This is a genomic window from Prevotellamassilia timonensis, from assembly GCF_900106785.1.
Taxonomy (GTDB): Bacteria; Bacteroidota; Bacteroidia; order Bacteroidales; family Bacteroidaceae; genus Alloprevotella; species Alloprevotella timonensis.
The window spans coordinates 205,548-225,509 of the sequence record NZ_LT629842.1; the positions used below are offsets into that span (position 1 = coordinate 205,548).

Annotated in this window: 11 protein-coding genes; 5 read left to right on the plus strand and 6 right to left on the minus strand. The window is 52.7% G+C overall.

Annotation, left to right across the window (positions count from 1 at the left end):
• Positions 1–76: 76 nt before the first annotated feature.
• The 4 genes from tilS to BQ5453_RS03755 all read left to right on the plus strand — a co-directional run bounded on the left by tilS (position 77) and on the right by BQ5453_RS03755 (position 4,298).
• Positions 77–1,405, plus strand: a complete 1,329-nt coding sequence (gene tilS, locus BQ5453_RS03740) for a tRNA lysidine(34) synthetase TilS (RefSeq protein WP_071122212.1) — start codon at positions 77–79, stop codon at positions 1,403–1,405.
• A gap of 173 nt (positions 1,406–1,578) precedes the next feature.
• Entirely contained in the window at positions 1,579–1,932 is a 354-nt protein-coding gene (locus BQ5453_RS03745) for a hypothetical protein (RefSeq protein WP_022101911.1), read from the plus strand.
• Positions 1,933–1,951: 19 nt separating this feature from the next.
• Positions 1,952–2,764, plus strand: coding sequence for a hypothetical protein (locus tag BQ5453_RS03750; protein ID WP_071122213.1), 813 nt, complete (start codon positions 1,952–1,954; stop codon positions 2,762–2,764).
• A 340-nt stretch (positions 2,765–3,104) separates the two neighbouring features.
• The gene (locus BQ5453_RS03755; protein ID WP_071122214.1) at positions 3,105–4,298 is read left to right on the plus strand and encodes a glycosyltransferase; all 1,194 of its coding nucleotides are present in this window, start codon (positions 3,105–3,107) and stop codon (positions 4,296–4,298) included.
• On the opposite strand, the gene BQ5453_RS03760 is transcribed toward BQ5453_RS03755, so the two are convergent.
• From BQ5453_RS03760 to BQ5453_RS03790, 6 genes are all read right to left on the minus strand, one after another.
• On the minus strand, positions 4,245–5,261 hold the full coding sequence (locus BQ5453_RS03760) for a glycosyltransferase family 2 protein (protein ID WP_071122215.1): 1,017 nt from the start codon (positions 5,259–5,261) through the stop codon (positions 4,245–4,247). The two genes, BQ5453_RS03755 and BQ5453_RS03760, sit on opposite strands and share 54 nt — an antisense overlap.
• 11 nt (positions 5,262–5,272) lie before the next feature.
• Positions 5,273–6,355 carry a 3-phosphoserine/phosphohydroxythreonine transaminase gene (serC, locus tag BQ5453_RS03765; RefSeq protein WP_071122216.1) on the minus strand — a complete coding sequence of 361 codons (1,083 nt, stop codon included), beginning with the start codon at positions 6,353–6,355 and terminating at the stop codon, positions 5,273–5,275.
• 786 nt (positions 6,356–7,141) lie between these two features.
• A complete protein-coding gene (locus BQ5453_RS03775) occupies positions 7,142–7,591 on the minus strand; it encodes a biotin/lipoyl-containing protein (RefSeq protein ID WP_071122218.1) in 450 nt (149 codons plus the stop codon).
• Between the two features lie 20 nt (positions 7,592–7,611).
• Positions 7,612–7,875 carry a hypothetical protein gene (locus BQ5453_RS14435; RefSeq protein ID WP_022101906.1) on the minus strand — a complete coding sequence of 88 codons (264 nt, stop codon included), beginning with the start codon at positions 7,873–7,875 and terminating at the stop codon, positions 7,612–7,614.
• A gap of 193 nt (positions 7,876–8,068) precedes the next feature.
• Positions 8,069–9,622 carry an acyl-CoA carboxylase subunit beta gene (locus BQ5453_RS03785; protein ID WP_071122219.1) on the minus strand — a complete coding sequence of 518 codons (1,554 nt, stop codon included), beginning with the start codon at positions 9,620–9,622 and terminating at the stop codon, positions 8,069–8,071.
• A gap of 1,126 nt (positions 9,623–10,748) precedes the next feature.
• Positions 10,749–13,970: a leucine-rich repeat domain-containing protein gene (locus BQ5453_RS03790; RefSeq protein ID WP_071122220.1), complete on the minus strand. Its 3,222-nt coding sequence runs from the start codon at positions 13,968–13,970 to the stop codon at positions 10,749–10,751.
• Positions 13,971–14,310: 340 nt separating this feature from the next.
• On the opposite strand from BQ5453_RS03790, the gene BQ5453_RS03795 reads away from it, so the two are divergent.
• Complete coding sequence (locus tag BQ5453_RS03795; RefSeq protein WP_071122221.1) at positions 14,311–19,956, plus strand: alpha-2-macroglobulin family protein; 5,646 nt, start codon at positions 14,311–14,313, stop codon at positions 19,954–19,956.
• The last annotated feature ends 6 nt before the right edge of the window (positions 19,957–19,962 follow it).

The window sequence follows — 19,962 nt, forward strand, 5'->3', positions numbered from 1 at the left end:
AGAATTCCGTCAACGCGTTCAGTAAATCTGTCTATTGTTCAATTTGTCTCAAATTACAACCTCACACTCCTGACACATGACAAACGTGAGACCACAATATTTAGTAGCCCTTTCGGGCGGAGCCGATTCGGTGTGCTTACTGCTCACTTTACTTGAAAAGGGTGAGGTAGGGGCGGCAGCACACTGCAACTTTCATTTGCGCGGCGACGAGAGCGACCGCGATGAAGAATTTGTGCGCCAACTGTGCCTGCAGCGCGGTGTAAAGCTCTTCGTGAAACACTTCGACACTCAAGCTGAAGTCGAAAAGACTGGCGAGAGCATCGAGATGGCAGCCCGCCGCTTGCGCTACGAGTGGTTCAACGCAATGATTAGAGACCTTGGCTTTGACGCCGTAGCAGTGGGGCATCATCAGGAGGATAATGCCGAAACTCTGTTGCTCAATCTGTTGCGCGGCACGGGGTTGCAAGGACTTGCTGGCATGCAGCGCATGAGCCGCAAACAAGGTTTTGCCATATACCGCCCATTGTTGGAGTGGACCAAAGCCGATATATTACAATATCTTGACAAGGCCGCCCAAACTTATGTAACCGACAGTACCAATGCCGATACGCATTATCGCCGCAACAAATTGCGCCATGAGGTTTTGCCTTTGTTGCAGACCATCAATCCACAAATCATTCGCACACTCAACCAAATGGCCAAGAACTTGACAGAGGCCAACGACATCTACCAGTCGAGTGTGCATGACATGGCCACCCAATGCGGTTTGACTAATGTGGCACAACACAAGAGATATAAGCAAATAGGCTATGCAGCGCTAAGGCAGCACCGCTTTGCCCATGCCATATTGCGCGAACTGCTTATGCCTTATGCTTTTTCCGACGCCCAAGTGCGTGATGCGCTGAGTATGGGTGTCGGGGGCGTGATTGAAAACGAACAGGGGTATGTAACACGTAGCGAAGACTTGCTCATATTCGGTCCGGTGCCTCGCACAATAAAGGCTGAGACCATATTCCGAAGCAAATCAGAATGTCTGTGTTCAGAGGACATCATTGGCGGTTCATTGAGCATAATTAACCGGCTGGTGACGTACAACAAAGACCTGTCGTTGAAGTGTGCACGCAATGAAATTAAAATAGATGTCGATGCCGTGTGTGGGCAGTTGACATTGCGTCCGGTGGCAGAGGGCGACCGTTTCACCCCCTTTGGCATGAAGGGCGGTAGCCAGTTGTTGAGCGATTACATGACCAATCATCATTTCACCCGGCTCGACAAACGACTGGCCATGGTGCTGGCCGATGAACGCGGCATTGTATGGTTGATAGGTGAACGTTGCGATGAGCGTCTGCGTGTGACGGAAAGCACCCGAAAAGTACTGCACTTCGTAGTACATAATATAGGTTGACGAGTTGACAAGTTGACGAGTTGACAAGTTGACGAGTAAGTATGTCTCAGACTACTTGTCCAGTTAAGAAACCATAGAACTTGGCAAACTTACCTGTAAACCTGTAAACCTGTCAACCTGTAAACCCGTTAACTAAATTCCGCCAGCGTGTAAATATAATATTAGAACGCAAAATGAAATCACTCATATATATATTATTGTTCAGCATAGTGCTTGTGGCCGCTTGTGGTGAGGACCGCAGTGGCGAACAACCCTTTGCCCCCACTGTGCAGACAGGTACAGCGGCCCAGACGGGCGACTCTGTGCTACTGACTGGTGCTGTACTAACTTCGCCTAACAGCTCGTTGCGTGAGTGTGGCTTTGAGTATGGCAATGACACATTGCGCGGCAAGGTAGTGGCCGATACGGCTAACACCTTTAGTGCTTATACCGACTCGTTGGGCAAGGGCACATATTACGCTGTGGCCTATGCCCGCAATGGGGTAGGCACAGGACATGGCGATACCATCTACTTTGTGGTGAGATAAAGATAATACTTGATTAACAATGAAGGAAGACAAAGAACTGCATAATGACGCGGCAAAGCACGAACAGCCGAATGATGCCGCTACCAACGAACCGCGACTTCACGCCTCAAACTTTACGCCGAGCGAAAGTCGTACCACCAACATTCCGCCCCGCTTGCCGGTGGGCTTTACCTACGACTCGCCAGAGCCTGTAACTGCAACATCCGAAACGCCTGCAACGCCAGTCTCTGTGGCAGACGAGCAGCATGAAGATACTGCGGTTGAGGCTACTCCAGCCAGCACTGCGGCGCCAGAACCCGAGCCGGTGCCTGAGCCAGAGCAACACCCCGATATGCCAGACGACGATGCCCCGTTGCGCTCAGAACCCATTATGCCGCGCCGCAAACAACCGCGTCGCAAGCACCCCAATCACACGGCGCGCCGTGTGGGTGCATGGTGCAAGCGTTATGCGCTGTGGGTGCTCTTGGCAGTGGTAGTGATTGGTGCGGCGGCAAGTTATCAGTTGTGGACACCTCTCCTTGGCGGTTGGGGGCACGATGAAGAGCCGGCACCCGTCATAGCTGCCGACACCCTGCCAAAGCCCAAACCCGTCGAGCGTGACACCATGGTTAACGTGTTGACCCACGAGGATAGCTTGCGCATACAAGATTCTGTGCGCCATGCACGGTGGTTGTATTGGCAGCGTTACAAAAAGCGCAAAGAGCAACAAGAGGCTGCAAAGAATGCGGCAGAGGGTGAAGAGACTGCAGCTCCGGCAACCGAGAACACCACACCCGCTACGGGTTCGCACCCCACGCATGCCACTCACAACGACTCTTTGCATAAGCAATAAGTTTAAGACGCGAGCACTAATGGGGGCGACGCGTACCAAGGCTGCTGTAAAGGCCGACGCGGGACGAGACTGTTGAAAAATACCCCGACACGAGACGCGTCGTCCCCATTAGAGCAAGCGTTTAGTAGTAGCGCTTAGAGGTAGCGTTTGGTGTTAGTGTTTGATGCTTGAAGAAACGCTAACTCTAATGGGGGCGACGCGTCTCGCGTCGGGGAATTTTTCAGCAACCTCGTCCCGCGTCGGTTTTTCAGCAGTCTCGTCCCACCTCGCCCCCCATTAGAGCGCAGTGTGCTCTGACGCAACGTTACCCAGTCCTCAATCACTCCCTCACATTCCACCTATGCACATATTAGAGATACCCTCGTTCTTTCCCCCCTATGGTGGTCATTTCTGCATAGACCAAAGCAAAGCACTGGTAGCTCAAGGTCATGTGGTAAGGGTGATAGCCGCCCTCAATGTCAGTGCCCGGCTCACCCCCAAATTATATCTGCGTGCCTCGCGCCGCCCTTACAATGTGATGATGGACGGCATAGAGGTGATGCGGTGTGAGGTGCGCAGTCTGCCAGCACTCAACAAACTCAATGCGCGCCGTTGGTGTCGCATGGTGCAGCGTATGGCTGATGCCTATGTGCGCCGTTATGGCAAACCCGACATGCTGCACGCCCACTGCTGTGCCTGGGCCGGCTATGCCGCCATGTTAGTGGCCAACAAATATGGCATACCTTATGTCATAACCGAGCATCTGCCCAAGTCTATACACGAACGAGGGTTCGGAAGCCAGGGTGCGCAATCGTGGCAAATACCCTTGCTCAGACGTGCATACGAAAATGCCGCCATGGTCATACCCGTGGCGGCCGAACTGGTTGACGAACTGGCGCCTTATTATGGCAAGGCATACCGCTGGACCGCTGTGTCAAATGCCATCGACACCACGTTCTATGCCTACAAAGAGCGGCCTGTTTGCGGCAGCGCACCTACCGTGGTATGCTGTGTGGCCGACTTTATACACCGCAAGGGGTATGACATATTGTTCGAGGCCATACGCCTTTATAAAGAAAAACACGACAAAAACATACAACTCATTATAGCTGGCCGTGGCACCGATTCGGATGCCATGCAGAGCCTGATACACCAAAATGCCCTCGACGGCATAGTCGAAGCGTATGGGCAGGTCGACCGTGAGGGGGTGCGCAGCATACTCTATCACAGCCGTTGCCTGATGCTTGCCACCCGTGGCGAGGTGCAACCACTCGTTTTACTCGAGGCCATGAGCACCGGTATACCCGTGGTCAGCACCGAAGTGGTGCCGCAATGCGAGCGCATTGACGGTGGTTGCTTTGTTGGCCAGACAGACAATGCCGCATCGTTGTGCACACAACTTTACAAAGCCCTGCACCAGCCTCATTTTAACGGCAAAGCCATATCTGCACAGGTGGCAGATATGGCCTCGTATGACAGTGTGGGCAAACAACTGTCGCAATTATTTGAGCGGGTGCATGACACGTTTAAGCCCCACCAACCCCTTGCGCAGTAGCAAGGCCGCCCGCCACATAAGCGGATATTTAGTGACCCACATCACACACCTCGCCTTCTTGCCCAGTGCAACTCGCCATTCGTTGGCATATTCCAATGCCTCGCTCCTCAATGCCGTGTTGTGACACCTGAAAGCGTGCATCAGCAGTTCGTACGATTTCAGGGCAAAGAAAGCCCTTGTGCGTGGTGTGTCAAGGTTAAAATGCGAGGCCAACAACCACGACAGCGAAGCAGTGCGTTGTACAAATCTGAATTGTTGCGCACTGTCGGGCAAGCACGACACCGAAGTGTGTCCAACGCTGTAGTCAAGCGTTGTTTCGGGCAGATAAGCCACGTCGCCTTGGTGGGCGAGTACAAAGGCTATCTGCAAATCCTCGCAGCCAAATTCCTTGTTGCGCAGCAGTGCGCGGTTGGTATTGTAAAAGTCTCTCAACACCTTTGCGCGGTACATGGCGGTGCAAAGGTGAATGACCGGGGCAGTAGTTTGAGTAATAATGCTTTCGAGCATCAGCGAGCCGCGTGTGATAGGGCTCGCAAAAGGCGTTTCCTTGTTTGCCACCTCGCGTTTGGTGTCCTCGTAATACCTGTTCCAGTTAGTGTGCACCACGGTCACGTTGGCATTAGCCGCCAGCACCTTCCATTCCTTTTCAAGTTTGTATTTATCCGTCCAGAAGTCATCGCCAGCACAATCGGCAATGTATTCGCCGCGGCAAGCCTCAAAGCAATCATAGTAATTGTCAACCACCCCCTTGTTGGCAGTGGCCGGCATCAGTCTGATAGTGTCGGGGTGTTGCTTGGCATAAGCCTCGCAGATGTGTCGTGTGCCGTCGGTCGAACAGTCGTCGCCCACCACCACCTCGAAGGGCGCGCTGCAGCATTGTGCAAGCACCGAGTCGAGTGTGCGGGCAATAGTGTCCTCTTGATTATACGTCAGCACAATGACCGATATGAGTGGCTCTTTCATAATCACGTGGTTCAGTTGTTGATGTGTAGAGTTTCAAACTCCTTCATGCAGTCCACCAGGGCCTGCACCCCCTCTATCGGCATGGCATTGTAGCACGAGGCACGAAATCCCCCCACCGAACGGTGCCCTTTTATGGCATAAATGCCACGTTGGGCAGCAAAGTTGGCAAAGTCGTCGGCCAGGTGGGCGTATGCCTTATTCATTACAAAGCAAATATTCATGAGCGAGCGGTCGTCCCGTCGTGCCGTACCACAGAACAACTTGTTGCGGTCCACCTCAGCGTAAAGCAGTGCCGCACGGCGTTTGGCGCGGCGCTCCATCTCCGTCACCCCGCCTTGAGCCTTAACCCACCGCAGCGTTTGCAGTGCGGTGTAGATGGGCAGCATGGGTGGCGTGTTGTACATCGACTGGTGAGCAATGTGCACGGCATAGTCGAGCATGGCGGGCAATTTGCGCCCTGTACGGCCCACGGCATCGTTGCGCACAATGACAAAGGTCGTGCCAGCCATTGACAAATTCTTTTGAGCGCCGCCGTATATCATGTCGTAGCGCTCCACGTCAATGTCACGTGTCAAGATGTCCGATGACATGTCCGCCACCAAAGGCACCCCCACGTCAAGGTCCTTGCGCAGTTCGGTGCCGTAAATGGTATTGTTGGTGGTAATGTGCAGATAGTCGGCATCGGCCGGTACGCTGAATTGCGAGGGCACATACGTGTAGTTGTCGTTAGCCGATGAGGCCACATTCACCACCTCGCCCCACAGTCGTGCCTCGTCCATGGCCTGGTGTGCCCAGTGCCCGCTGTCAAGGTAAGCCGCCTTGTGGCGTAGCAGGTTCATGGGTATCATGTCAAACTGCAGACGAGCACCACCACCCAGAAACAGCACCGAGTAACCTTCGGGCACATGGAGCAGTTCCTTCATCAAACTCTGCGCCTCGGCCAGCACCGCTTTGAACTGTGGTGTGCGGTGCCCAATCTCCATCAGCGAGAGCCCCATGCCATCAAAGTCCCTCACGGCCTGTGCTGTGGCCTCTACCACCTCGTCGGGCAGCATGGCCGGTCCTGCGCCAAAATTGTATACTTTGTGTGTCATCTAATTCGGTCTTTTGTCATACAAAAGTACGTCTAATTGTGCGTTTGGCAAAGCAAGGTAAAAAACAAGAGGGTGTGTCAAACCTCAATTTGTGCGGGCTGAAAGGTAGGGCGTTCAAAATTGGCTTCAAAAATGAGATCGTTTTAGGGATTTCTATTCGTTGTTATGGCTGTTCGGTGAAAAGTAAACATGCGAACGGTCTCAAGCACCAAACGCTACCTCTAATGGGGGCGACGCGTCTCGCGTCGGGGAAAGATTCAGCTATTATTTAGTAGAGTTTGTATCTTTCCTTTTCATTATCCCGACGCGAGACGCGTCGCCCCCATTAGTGCTTGCGTTTGGTTCTAGCGTTTTGTGCAGCGCGTTTCAGACATCTTAAAAGTCCCCCAAATCGGTCGCGCTTTTAATGCCGATTTTGAACCCCCTAGCTGAAAGCCCAATGATTGTTCATAGCCCTGGGCAAGCGAAGCGGCACCCAGGGTTATACGTAACGTGATGCAATGACGCCCTGTAAGGGCAAAAGTGAATGATAATCATTACTTTTGCCCTTACAGGGCGCAACTGTTCCTACACACATTAACCCTGGGTGTCGCTATCGCTTGCCCAGGGCTATGTACAGTCATTGGGCTTTTATTGACATCATCGGCTGCGGCTCAGCAATTCAAGCAAGCTTGATTGCATTCGCCTTGCACGATGATTCAGCTCGCACTAATTGGGGTTTGATATACCCTCTTTATAAGCAGCTATGCGAAGCAAGTGCTCAACAAAAGTTGATACGCCAGCTCGTTAGCCAATAGTAATCAGTGTGGTACCCTCCATCACGCTGTCGCCAGCGCTAACGCAGATGCCGGTCACAGTACCGTCGGCCTCGGCTGTAATGTTGTTTTCCATTTTCATAGCCTCGAGCACGAGTACAGTCTCGCCCTTCTTCACGCTCTGGCCTTCCTTTACCAATATTTTGGTTACAACGCCAGGCAGCGGAGCCTTGACGGGAGCGCCAGCGCCAGGACCGCTCTTGGCGGCGGCAGCAGGAGCAGCCGGTTCAGCAGCCGGTGCAGCAGGAGCGGCAGCAGCCTCGGTGCTTACAGTGGGCAGAGCCTCCTCAACGAGAGACGAGCCTTGCATTTCAACCTCGAAAGGAATGCCGTTCACTTCGACTTTAGCTTTCGAGCCTACGATGCTGTCGATGGTCACGTCGAACTGAGCACCGTTGATGGTATATTTGTATTGTTTCATTGCTAAATATTGCGCTATGTTTAGATTTGAGTCATCAGTTCGGCTGGGTTATTCCAGTTTGTACGATGATTTTTTACAGTGATAATACCCGGTTCGTCGTCGTGTACAATCTCCACTTCGTGCTCAATGAGTGCGAGCGAGATGGCAGCGGCGTATGCCGGCATTTCGGCCTCGGTGGGTTTGGTGTGGTAGCCATCAACCAAAAAGTCGGCTATGGTGCCTTGCTTCTCGTCCAGGCGGATAGTGATGGTCTGCTCACCTAATTTATATTGAAAAGTCTTCATTGCAATTTAATTTGCCAATGGGTTAATGTGCCGATGCGTACCGTTGGTGCAATTTTGGGTTAACGTGTTGACTGGTTGGCTGGTTAACAGGTAAGCAGCTTATATAACTTGGCAAACTTACCTGTCACCCTGTTAACTTGTCAACCTGTCACCCTGTTTGCTAATTCCGCCAACGCGTGACATTAGCATATTATTATAATGGAATATTGCCGTGCTTCTTGGCCGGGCGAGTTTCGCGTTTGTTTTCAAGCTGTGCGAGTGCGCGGCAGATGCGGAAACGTGTGTTACGCGGTTCGATCACATCGTCCACGTAGCCATATTCGGCAGCCTTGTACGGGTTGGTAAAGAGGTCGTTGTACTCCTTCTCCTTCTCGGCAAGGAAAGCCTTGGGGTCCTCTTTCGTCTTAGCCTCTTTGCCATCGAGAATGGCCACGGCACCCGAAGCACCCATTACGGCAATCTCGGCAGAAGGCCAAGCATAGTTCAAGTCGGCCTTGAGCTGCTTACAACCCATCACAATGTGTGAACCACCATAGCTCTTGCGCAGAGTCACAGTCACTTTGGGCACAGTAGCTTCGCCATAAGCGTAGAGCAGTTTGGCACCATGGTCAATCACCGCGTTGTACTCCTGGCCCGTACCCGGCAAGAAGCCCGGCACGTCAACCAACGACACGATAGGAATGTTGAAGCAGTCGCAGAAACGTACAAAGCGTGCAGCCTTGCGCGATGCGTTGCAGTCGAGCACACCGGCATAAACGCTGGGTTGGTTAGCCACCACACCCACGCTCTGGCCATTGAAACGGGCAAAACCGATAATGATGTTGCGTGCAAAGTTGCGGTGCACCTCCATAAATTCGCCATTGTCCACCACAGCACCAATAACCTTGTACATGTCGTAAGCCATGTTGGGGTTGTCGGGTATGATTTCGTTCAGCAAGTCCTCTTTGCGGTCGATGGGGTCGGTGCATTCAATGCGTGGTGCACGCTCCATGTTGTTTTGCGGAATGAATGAGAGCAATTTGCGGATAATGCCGGCAAACTCCTCCTCTGTTTTGGCAGTAAAGTGGCACACACCGCTCTTGGTAGAGTGAACGGCAGCACCGCCAAGGTCCTCCTGGGTCACGTCCTCGCCAGTCACCGTCTTAACCACCTTGGGGCCGGTCAAGAACATGTAGCTGATGCCTTCGAGCATAACCACAAAGTCGGTCAGTGCAGGTGAGTAAACGGCACCACCGGCGCAAGGGCCGCAGATACCCGAAATTTGGGGTACTACACCCGAAGCCTCGATGTTGCGCTGGAATATCTCGCCAAAGCCGGCCAAGGCGTTGATACCCTCCTGAATGCGGGCGCCACCCGAGTCGTTCAAACCGATGCAGGGTGCCCCCATCTTCATACTCTGGTCCATCACCTTGCATATTTTCTGAGCCATGGTTTCAGACAGAGAACCACCGTTAACGGTGAAATCCTGTGCAAACACATATACCAAACGGCCATTGATGGTACCGCTGCCGGCTACCACACCGTCGCCCAAAAATTGTTTCTTCTCCATGCCGAAGTTGTGGCAACGGTGGAGCTTGAACATATCCATTTCTTCGAAAGAGCCCTTGTCGAGCAAGAGTTCGATGCGTTCGCGAGCCGTGGCCTTGCCTTTGGCATGTTGTTTTTCAATAGCCTTCTCGCCGCCACCGAGGCGGGCCTTTTGGCGAAGCTCAACGAGCTGTTTAATCTTTTTCAGTTGTTCACTCATAATGTTTGATGTGTGAAGGTACAGGCGCGTGCCTGCACATGATATTTTGCGCGTTGGCCGAAAGTTGAGTTAACCCATTATTCTGCCAACGGGTCTTCTTTTGGGTGCAAAGATACGGAAAACCTCGCACACTTATGCCAAAAGTGTGCGGCTATTTTGCTAAATATACCCGTTGGCAGAATTTCAGGTTAACGAGTTAACTTGTTTACTAATTCCGCCAACGCGTTAAATATGGTTTGCTCTTGCATCAAAGTTTGCAGCAGTCTGCCAAGTGTTGTGGTACACTACGGGTGTTTGAGTGGCAGCATCGCCCTGCCGTGTGGTGTACGAGCACACATTTCATTTTGTGCATTTCGGCTCGCGCGTGTACACGCATTTTATATTTCGTAAAACTATCTGCATTCTGCACTTCTAGTCGTAATTGTATTGATAATCAGTGTAATACGTAGTGTAGGCAACTCCCAAAATAACCTACACTACCATCTGCACTACCTACACGCATGAGGCCGTCCGTTCTGTTACGACAGACCGTAATATCAGTCACGGCAGACAGAAAAATGTGTCGGATAAACTCAAAATCCGCTCCCCCTATACCGAAAAATCCCATTGGCACATGCCGTCAGGCCATGAGTGCAGACAATGACGAAACCGTGCAGACAAGTGTTGCACCCGTGCAGAGAAAAAAACAAATATAGCTGTATGGTGAAACGTATACATGCTAATGGTCTCAAGCACCAAACGCTACCTCTAATGGGGGCGACGCGTCTCGCGTCGGGATTAAAGCAAGGACTTACAGACAGGCGTGTAATGAGTGCTGTCTGTGAGCCAGCAGTTAGTGTATGAAACATTGTATTTCCCCGCGGGACGAGGCTGCTGAAAAATGCCCGACGCGAGACGCGTCGCCCCCATTAGAGGTAGCGTTTGGTGTTCGAGTCCGTCGTATGTTCACGTTTTATCAAACGGCAATAAAAAACAAAAGTAGTGCAGATAGCTGTGAACGCTACCTACACTACTTTTTACTTTGATTATCAACGCTATTACGCCCAAAAGTGCAGAGTGCAGACAAAATGCTGCAAAAGTCTGTATGGGGAGTGCACAAGCGGTTTTTAGGTCAATGCGTGCACACTCATTTCAGAACCTTGACCACCTTGCCTTGTTGCGTGCGTATAATGTTCACACCATGTTGCAGCTGCGTGATGCGTTGGCCCGATGGTGTGTAGATGGTGCCCCCCAGGGTGCTCATGTCAGGGGCATTATCTGTTTCGGTATTGTTAATTCCTACGGCGGGGTAGGTTACGTCCACGTCGCTGCCGTCAATGCCCTTGATGGTGCAAAGGCTCCATATTGGGTGGTTGGCGTATGCCTGTGCGTATTCGGGGTACACGCATAGTATGGTGCCACGGTTGGGTTTGAGCCCATCAAAGCAGTCGGGACTTGCACCAACCATTGTCATGTTGTCTTGTCCGTCGTACCAAGGCATGTGGGCATAAATTGTGTCGAGCTGGCAACCCTGGAATGTGTTGTAGAAGATAGTGCCCATTGTTGATGGCAGACTGACTGTGCGTAAGTCACCGTCCACGAAAAGCATTTGGCCAAGCATGGTGGTGTGTTCGGGGAAGGTAATGGATTTCAATTTATTACACCCCACAAAGGCCCAGCGCATCACTACCAAATTGGTGTTGCCATCGCGTGGCTCGAATATTACGCTATCAAGATTTTCGCAATCTTGTGCAAAGCATTCGGGCATGCGCAGCACGTTCTTGCCAATAATGATTTTGCGCAATTCGTCTTGTGACGAGAATGGGCCCAAGATAGACGCATGGGCGTTGGCAGCCTCGTACTTGGCATTGTGAGCGCGGTAATCGAGTGTGCGCATCTCGCCTGAATTTCCTTCAAAGGTACCCTTATAGGCACTTGACCCAATGCGTGTTACAAATTCAGGTATTGTGACATGTTGCAAATTAGGGCAACCGCTGAAGGCAAAGTCTCCTATTTCGAGTGGTGTGTCATCAGTACGTGGCGTGAAATCGATATCAGACAGTTTGTTCATGCCGCAGAACAGCCGGGTAGGTAGTTTCTCAACCTTCGGGCCGATGGTTACGTGTTCTATCGTTTTATCGCCATCGGTATACATGTCGCCATTTCGTGCGTTCCATACGATGTGTTTCAGCGAGTCATTGCGCATCCAGCCCACATAGCGCACATTTTCGGGTATGGTTATTTCGTTGAATAAGCAGTTTCCAAACACGCTTGTGCCAATGGAGTCGGTGCGCAGGGGAAAGGTGAAGTTTTTTGCCAAGGCTTTAGAACTTTCGAATGCGCGGTCGCCAATGGTAAGCGGTAGCTTGCTCTCTTCAAAATCAAATTTTGAGAGTTGTGGACAACCGCTGAAGATTTCTTCAGGTAGGCGCCTTACGTCAGCTCCTACGTTAACGCTTTGTAGTGAATTACAGTTGTGGAAAAGATGGATTGCAGGCGTGTTGGTTACATTGTAGTCAACATGCTGGAGGTAATAGCAGCCTTTGAATGCGGATTGGCCCACAAAAGCATCTTTGCAAGGCACTGATATAGTGTCTGCATAGCAGCTTTCAAATGCATACTCGCCTATATATTTAAGGTTAGCAGGTAAGTCGACTTTGTTGCGCGTTTGGCAAAAAGCAAACGCTTCATTACCGATGCTGTCCACATATTCAGGTAGCTGTATGTTGATGATATTAGTGCCGTAAAAAGCAGATTGTCCGATGGTGAGTGGCAGACTGTCGGGACGTTCCTTGAAGTTCAGTGTCTGCAATTTTTTCGCCATCTGGCAAATTTTGTTAGGAACACGTCGTACGTTAGGTCCAATATTAAATGTTACGGGCGCGAACCGTGGACTTGTTTCGTCGGGCAGATTGTGAGCCAAATAATTCACAGTGCGCAATTTGGGGCAGTCAAAAAACGACATTCCGTCGCCAGTGTTATAATATTCACCTTCCCATTTGTCTTCCAACGTGTCAACATATTCGCATTCAATGTCGGGAATGGTGATGCTTCTTAATTCATCACTATTCAAGCCGTAGCATTTCTTTAGTGTTGAAGGTATGGTTACTCTTTCAATTTTTGTACCATTAAATGCGAGGCCGTCAATAACCTCCAACCCTTCGGGCAGATTGACTGCTGTAATGTTTGTGCCGAAAAAAGCTCTGAGGCCGATACGGCGCAGCGACTGCGGCAGTACAACTTCGCGTTTGGCGGTATAGCTTAGGGCAAAATCGTCATTAATCTCGGTTGTACCCTCTTTTATGATAAGCGGATTGGGCGCATTCACGTTCAAGTCGGCTGCAATGGCGCGGTTGCCCATATAGGCTACGCCGCCGTTGGCCTTGAATTGCGCTTGAATCCACGGCGTGTCGGCAAAGCTGGTGCTACATACTTTGTCAACGCAGGAAAAGTCGGGCAGTTCGGTCAGTGCCGTGCCTCTAAAGGCTTCTTTGCCTACAAAGCGCAAGTTGCTTGAGAACTTTACATTCTTCAAATTCTCGCAGGTAGAAAATGCGTAAGCAGGTATGCTGTCGATGGCCGAAAGGTCTGCTTCAAAAATTTGCGTATTGACAAAGGCTGCCGAACCAAGCTTTTTAAGCAAACTAAAGTCCAAACGTTGAAGCCCGCTATTGCTGAAAGCGTGTTCCTCTACACATACAGGTTTTAACCCGTCGATATGTGTCAGCGATTTGCAGTCATCAAAGGCATATTGTTTTACTTCTTTGATGTTTGGAGAGCATGTAACAACCGAAAGTAATTCACAGTCAGATGCCATTTGGTAGCCCAAACTCTTTTGGTTGGCGGGCAAATAGAGCTTTTGAAGCGTGCTGCGTTGCACCTTGAATGCGCCGCTAAGATTCATGTCAAAGCAATCGTAGTAGCGGCACGAATATGCGAACATGTTACTGCTCACTTCTCGTACAAATTTGACGGTGTCTTGTGGCGAAAGGTAGTAGTCCACGCTGATGGCACTTTCGCCTCCACTGCCTCCATGTGCATAGCGTCCCCCATCAGGTGTCAGAATAGCATCAGAAAGGTCAATGGTCTGTAGATCCGAAAATTCAGGGTCTGCCTGGCTGAACATGCTGATGTCGACAGAGTTGATGGGGCCTTGCAATCTAAGGCGTTTGATGCTTGATATTTTTACGTTAGAGGCATCAAGCACATCGGGCAAGGTGCCTGCTTGGGTGAGTTTAACAGCTAATGAGTCGCCTTGTACAAAGACACCATTGTTGTCGTAGTCGTTGTTGGTGGCGGCAGTGGCTCTATATGCCGAAAAAGTGCAGATAGCCAGCGCAGCCAGAATGTGTGGTAAGGGTAATCGCATAGTGGTGTTAGGTGTTAATTGGTTAACTTTTGATTTTGTAACAGATGTATATGCAAAAATATGGCATTGTGTAGTGGTATGCCTCATTATAAATAATGATATTTCGGCACAGCTTATGGCAAATTATAGAAATATATGGTGTTTTGCTGCTTTCCTGCTCCAGACTTTAGACATAAAAGTGAGTTTTTTAACGACAGCGGAAAGGAGTATTGTGCATGGATTATTTATATTTGCATAGGTTGAGGCTCGGCATAATGCACAAGCAAGTTTGCTTGTTACCCCATTAACTCCCAAAATCAACCAACGGTATAACATAGAATAATTGACAACAACACACCTTATGAACAAGATGACAACACTAATAGCCGCCTTCGGCATAAGCATGGGCGCCCCGGCACAGAGTTATGACAAACTGTGGCAGGAGGCCAAGGCACACGTTGACAACGACCTGCCCAAATCGGCCGTTGAGGTGGTGAACAAAATACAGCAAAAGGCTGTGGCCGAGGGCAACGACGCGCAGCTGCTGCGCGTGATGCTCACGCAGCGTATGCTCGGTGCCGAATTGTCGGCCGACAGTGTGGCACCCTGGTTGCAGCGCATGGAGGCTGCACTGGCTGCCGAAACAAAGCCCGCCATGCAAGCCCTGTGGCATGTGGCGCTGGCCAAATGCTATGAAGGAACCAACTATGGGCAAGTGCTTGTGATTGACGGGAATACCTTAGCGTATGATGCCCTGCAACAGCGGGCCAAGGCACACTATGAGGCCTCGTTGACCAACCCCGACGCACTGGCCGATGCGCGGGTGGATAACTATTTGCCCTTGTTTACTAAACATGAGGGCAGCGCTTGCTACCACAACGACTTGTTGCACGTGGTGTTAAACGACTATTGTGAGAGCGGCGTGACAAAACAAGGCGACAAACAGGCGTGGACTGAGAAAGTAGCCGCCTTCTACAAGGCACGCCATGCCAACGATGCCGCCCTGTTGCTGTCGCTGCGTGCACTGGAACAGCGTTACGAAAATGCCAGCGTGAAGGGTAGCATAGAGCACAACGCATACTATAAAGCTTTGTGCCAGCTGACAGACGAATATGCTGGCGCGGGCAGTTGTGTCAAGATTTATGAAGCCATGGTGGCCCTGCAAGCGAACTATGTGCAGGACGACGGACCGTATGCCGCACACAACGACAGTGTGCTGGTGGCGCAGGCCGAAAAAGGTATCAGCCTCAGCAAGAAAGGCCTTGCAGCCAACGAATTGCGCAATTTTGTGGCGCGTATGACCACCCCGGCCGTGAGTGCCGATGGATTGCAGCGCGTGTGCTACCCCGGCAGCCAGTTGACGCTCGCTTTCACAACGCGGCATTTGCGTGAGGTTGAACTGCGGGTGACACGTTTGCCAAAATCGGCTGCCGAACTGCATGCTGCCGATAACGATGCGCTGAAGGCTTTGGCTAAAAAGGCCGGCAGTGGCGCTTGCACCATAACGCGGCTGCAGCTGACCGGGCAAACCGCCCCCTATGCCTGGCGCACCGACAGCGTGAGGTTTGAAGTGCCCAATGTGCCGGGCGTTTATTATGTAGAGCTTGTGGGCGATGGCAAGGTGCTTGAGGGTAGCACCATGGCGGTGAGCAGTTTGAGCGCCGTGCGCTTTGCCACACCCGGGGGCAAAACCCGCATCACCATGGTAGACAGCCAAACGGGGCGCCCCGTGACGGGGGTGCAGCTGACCGCCTACCGCTACGACAACCGCAGCCACAAGTTGCGGCAGATAAGAACGTATGACACCGATGCCGAAGGCAATGTCAGTTTGCAAACCGACGTCAACCGCTATGATGCTACGCTTTATGCCGCCACCACAGCCACCGATGCCGCATCGCCGTTGTTCAACATTAACGACATACGCTATTATGACACCCAGCGGCAGTGGGCCGAAACGCGTGTGCAGCTATATACCGACCGCGTCATTTACCGACCGGGCCAAAAGGTGGCTTTTTCGGCAGTGGCTTTTACCCGTGAGGGCGATGTGCACCGGGTGCGGCCCGCCTTGCAACTGAAAGCCACATTGCGTAATGCCAACGGCAAGGTGGTGGACACCCTGTTGGTGCAGACCGATGCCTTTGGCACAGCGAGTGGCGAGTTCAACCTGCCGCAAGCCTGTCTGCCAGGACGCTTCAGCATAAGCGTGGACAATCGCAGTGTGTCGGGGCGCAACTATTTCAGAGTGGAGGCGTATAAACGTCCAACTTTTACGGCCACCACGCAGCCAGTCAAGACAGCCTATGCCTTAGGCGACAGTGTGACGGTGGAGGGCGAGGCCAAAACCTACAGCGGGGTGGCAGTGGCCGATGCCCGGGTGCAGTACACAGTGCGCCGCACAGCATGGTTCTTTTACAACGATGACGAGATGGCGCCGCAAAGCGGTGAGACCACTACCGATGCCGAGGGACGCTTCAAATTGCCCGTGTTGCTCGAAAGCCCTGAAAATGAAGCCAATGCCGCCTTGCCGCGTTACAACCGCTATGCTTATGTGGTGGACTACACCGTGACAGCCCCCAATGGCGAGACTGCACAAGGTTCGGCCACGCTGAGTGTGGCCACATGCAAGGCATGGCTCGAGGTGAGTGCGCCGCAAACCATTTATCGCCGCCAGGGTGCTGCGCTGCCCACATTCGGCATACGCCAGCTTAATGCGCAAGGTGAGAATATGGCTGCAAAGGGTACATTTGTGCTGCGCAGGGGTGGGGCAGAGGTGGCCCGCGGTGTGTTCGACACCAGCGAACCGCTTGCCATCAGCCAACTGGCACAGTTGCCTTCGGCACAGTACACGCTGAGTGTGCAAACTGCTGAGGCTGCAGCCGACACGGTGAGCTTTACCCTGTTGCGCGACACCGACACCACCCCCGTGGTGGCCAACCAGCCCTTCTTCTTTTACAAAGAAACGGCCAACGATGGCGCGGCGGCACGCATGGTGGTAGGGTCCACCGAAAAGGACGCTTGCTTGTTTTACGATGTGGTGGCAGGCAACCGGGTGGTGGAGAGTCGCCGCATCATGCTCAACAACGAACTGCTGCACCTGACCTTCGACTATAAAGAGGCGTATGGCGATGGTGCCGTATTGTGTTTGGCCATGGTGCGCCACGGACAACTCTATGAGGAAAGTGTCAGTGTGGAAAAACCTAAACCCGACAAGCGCTTGCTGCTGCATTGGACCTCGTTCCGTTCGCGTTTGACACCCGGACAGCAAGAGGAGTGGCGCGTGCAAATAACCCGTCCCGACGGCACACCGGCCGATGCGCAAATGATGGCCTGCCTTTATGATGCCTCGCTCGACGCGTTGGTCAAAAACACTTGGGCCGACTATGCCGTGAACTTTTACCGCAATTTGCCGTCACCCTTGTGGCAAACAAACTGGACTGTGCACAGTTTGGCATTGTATGGGGTGTATGACTACAAGCGCCTGTCAGTGCCCGATGTGCAGTATAGCCGTTGGCGCAACGATTTGTTCCATTACGAACGCGTGTACGATTTGGCTGGCATTCGTCCACGCCGTATGCGCACCATGACCACGCTTGAGGTGGACAAACCTATGATGATGTTGGCCAAAGCCAATGTGGCCACGGATATGTACGACGCGGGTGCGGCTGAAAGTGCAAGCAGCAATCAAAAGAAAGAAGCAGCTGGCGGTGCACCGCAACCGTTGCAAACGGCTGCGCCACGCACCAACTTTGCCGAAACGGCTTATTTCCGTCCGGCGCTGCGCACCAACAGCAAGGGCGAGGTGGTGATGGCATTCACCCTGCCCGAAAGTATGACGCAGTGGAACTTTGCGGCATTGGCCCACGACCGCGACATGAACCACGGACGGCTCGACACCACGGTGGTGGCGCGCAAGGACTTTATGGTAGAACCCGCCTTGCCGCGCTTTTTGCGCCAGGGCGACACGACCGATTTGCCCGTGAAGGTGACCAACTTGTCGGACAAGGCAGTGTCGGCCACGCTCACCCTGACGCTTGGTGATGCGGTGAATGGCCAGCAGTATTACAAGGCCGATGCCAAGGTGACGTTGGCGCCGGGCGAAAGCCGGGTGTACACTTTCCCCTACCAAGCCAAGGGCAACGAGGGGGTGATGGTGTGCCGTGCCATGGCCCAAGGCAAGGGTTTTGCCGATGGCGAGGAGCACTACCTGCCCGTGTTGACCAACGAGGTGCAGGTGACACGCACATTGCCTTTTTCACAAACAAAGGCGGGGGTGCTGACATTGCGCACCGACACCCTGTTTAATGTGGAGGGGACAAGTCACCGCGCGTTGAGTGTAGAGGTGTCGTCTAATCCCACTTGGTACGCTGTGACGGCACTACCCGCACTGCAGGGCACCGATGGCTGCATCAGTGCCAACGATTGGGCCACCCGCTTTTATGCCTTGGCCATTGGGCAGCAGGTGGTGCGCGATAATCCCGAAATCAAGGCTTTGGCCTCGGGCAGCAGCACGGCAGAACTTGATGCGCTGGCCAAACTGAAGGCTGAGGGCCTGACCGACCTTACGCCGTGGTTGCAGCAGGGTGCTGCCGAACAGGAGCGCGCCGAGGCTCTGCGTCAAATGTTTGATGTGGAGTTGACGGCTGCACGCATGGCTACAGCCATTGACAAACTGAAGACTTTGCAGCAGGCCGATGGTGCTTACTGCTGGTATCCCGGCATGGGCGGCAATGCCTATACTACACTGGAGGTGGCCATACTGTTGGCACGTGTGGAAAACTTGACGAGTTGCCAGCAGGGGCACAGGCAGTTGGCACAGGCCATGGATTGGCTCAAGCAGTATATAGCCGGTGTGGTACGCGAAATGAAACGTGCGGAAAAGGAAACCGGGCACAAGGTGCTACCGGGTGAACTGACTATGCGCTATTTGTATTTGCTCACTCTGACGGGTGACAAACTTGACGACAATGCGTCGTACCTCGTGGCGCGTGCCGCTTTGCAGAACCAGGAATTTACCATGTATGGCAAGGCGGTGGCGGTGCAGGTGATGGCCCATTATGGCAAAAAGGCTGAGGCCGAATTGCTACTGAAAAGCTTGTTGGAACATACGGTGACGAAGGACAGCATGGGACGCTGGTTTGACACGCCACGCGCAGAGTGGTCGTGGCGCTCATACCGCATTCCTACCCAGTGTATGGCTATTGAGGCGCTGCACACCTTGGGCCATGAAATGGCGGCGGACGAAATGCGCTTGTGGCTGTTGCAGGCCAAGCGTACGCAGATGTGGGAAACCTCGCGCGCCTCGGCCGATGCGGTGTATGCGTTGCTTGCCACGGGTGGCAAACAGCAAGGTGTGATGCCTTTAGCTGAAAAGACTCCGGTGTATTACACGCTCTATAATCGTAACAAGGTGGTGGGCTTTAATGCCAAGAGCCAGAGTAGTGTGCCACAAACGGTTGGTTATTTCAAGCAAACTTACACAGACGCTTCGGCCACTGGTGCCACGACTGTCAGACTGGACAAGCGCACCGACGGTTTGTCGTGGGGTAGTGTGTATGCCACTTTCTCAGCCCCGGCATCGCGTGTGTCAACTGAAGGAAAGGGCTTGCTGCTGACCCGCAAATTCGAGGTGAAACGGGCTGGCGAATGGGTGGCTGTGAATGGAACAACCACGTTGGCAAAGGGCGACCGGGTGCGTCAGGTATTTACCATCACAGCAGACCGCGACTACGATTTTGTGGCGCTCTCAGCCTCGCGTCCGGCTTGTTTGCAACCGGCCCAGCCTCTGTCGGGATATGCCTGGAACATGGCACTGCCTGCATATCGCGCTGTGCACGATGCCGCTACCGACTACTTTGTAGAGAAAGTGCGCAAAGGCACCCACCAGTTTGCAGAGGAACTGTTCGTTGACCGCACCGGCCAATTTGCCACAGGTGTTGCCACAGTCAGTTGCGTGTATGCGCCCGAATTTTGTGGCACGGCGGGAGAGGTGAAACTCATTACGCACTAAGCGTTG

What these genes read in the sequence shown, in the direction of transcription:
- tilS (WP_071122212.1), top strand. Translation starts at nt 77, where the DNA reads ATGACAAACGTGAGACCACAATATTTAGTAGCCCTTTCGGGCGGAGCC.
- BQ5453_RS03745 (WP_022101911.1), top strand. Translation starts at nt 1,579, where the DNA reads ATGAAATCACTCATATATATATTATTGTTCAGCATAGTGCTTGTGGCC.
- BQ5453_RS03750 (WP_071122213.1), top strand. Translation starts at nt 1,952, where the DNA reads ATGAAGGAAGACAAAGAACTGCATAATGACGCGGCAAAGCACGAACAG.
- BQ5453_RS03755 (WP_071122214.1), top strand. Translation starts at nt 3,105, where the DNA reads ATGCACATATTAGAGATACCCTCGTTCTTTCCCCCCTATGGTGGTCAT.
- BQ5453_RS03760 (WP_071122215.1), bottom strand. Translation starts at nt 5,261, where the DNA reads ATGAAAGAGCCACTCATATCGGTCATTGTGCTGACGTATAATCAAGAG.
- serC (WP_071122216.1), bottom strand. Translation starts at nt 6,355, where the DNA reads ATGACACACAAAGTATACAATTTTGGCGCAGGACCGGCCATGCTGCCC.
- BQ5453_RS03775 (WP_071122218.1), bottom strand. Translation starts at nt 7,591, where the DNA reads ATGAAACAATACAAATATACCATCAACGGTGCTCAGTTCGACGTGACC.
- BQ5453_RS14435 (WP_022101906.1), bottom strand. Translation starts at nt 7,875, where the DNA reads ATGAAGACTTTTCAATATAAATTAGGTGAGCAGACCATCACTATCCGC.
- BQ5453_RS03785 (WP_071122219.1), bottom strand. Translation starts at nt 9,622, where the DNA reads ATGAGTGAACAACTGAAAAAGATTAAACAGCTCGTTGAGCTTCGCCAA.
- BQ5453_RS03790 (WP_071122220.1), bottom strand. Translation starts at nt 13,970, where the DNA reads ATGCGATTACCCTTACCACACATTCTGGCTGCGCTGGCTATCTGCACT.
- BQ5453_RS03795 (WP_071122221.1), top strand. Translation starts at nt 14,311, where the DNA reads ATGAACAAGATGACAACACTAATAGCCGCCTTCGGCATAAGCATGGGC.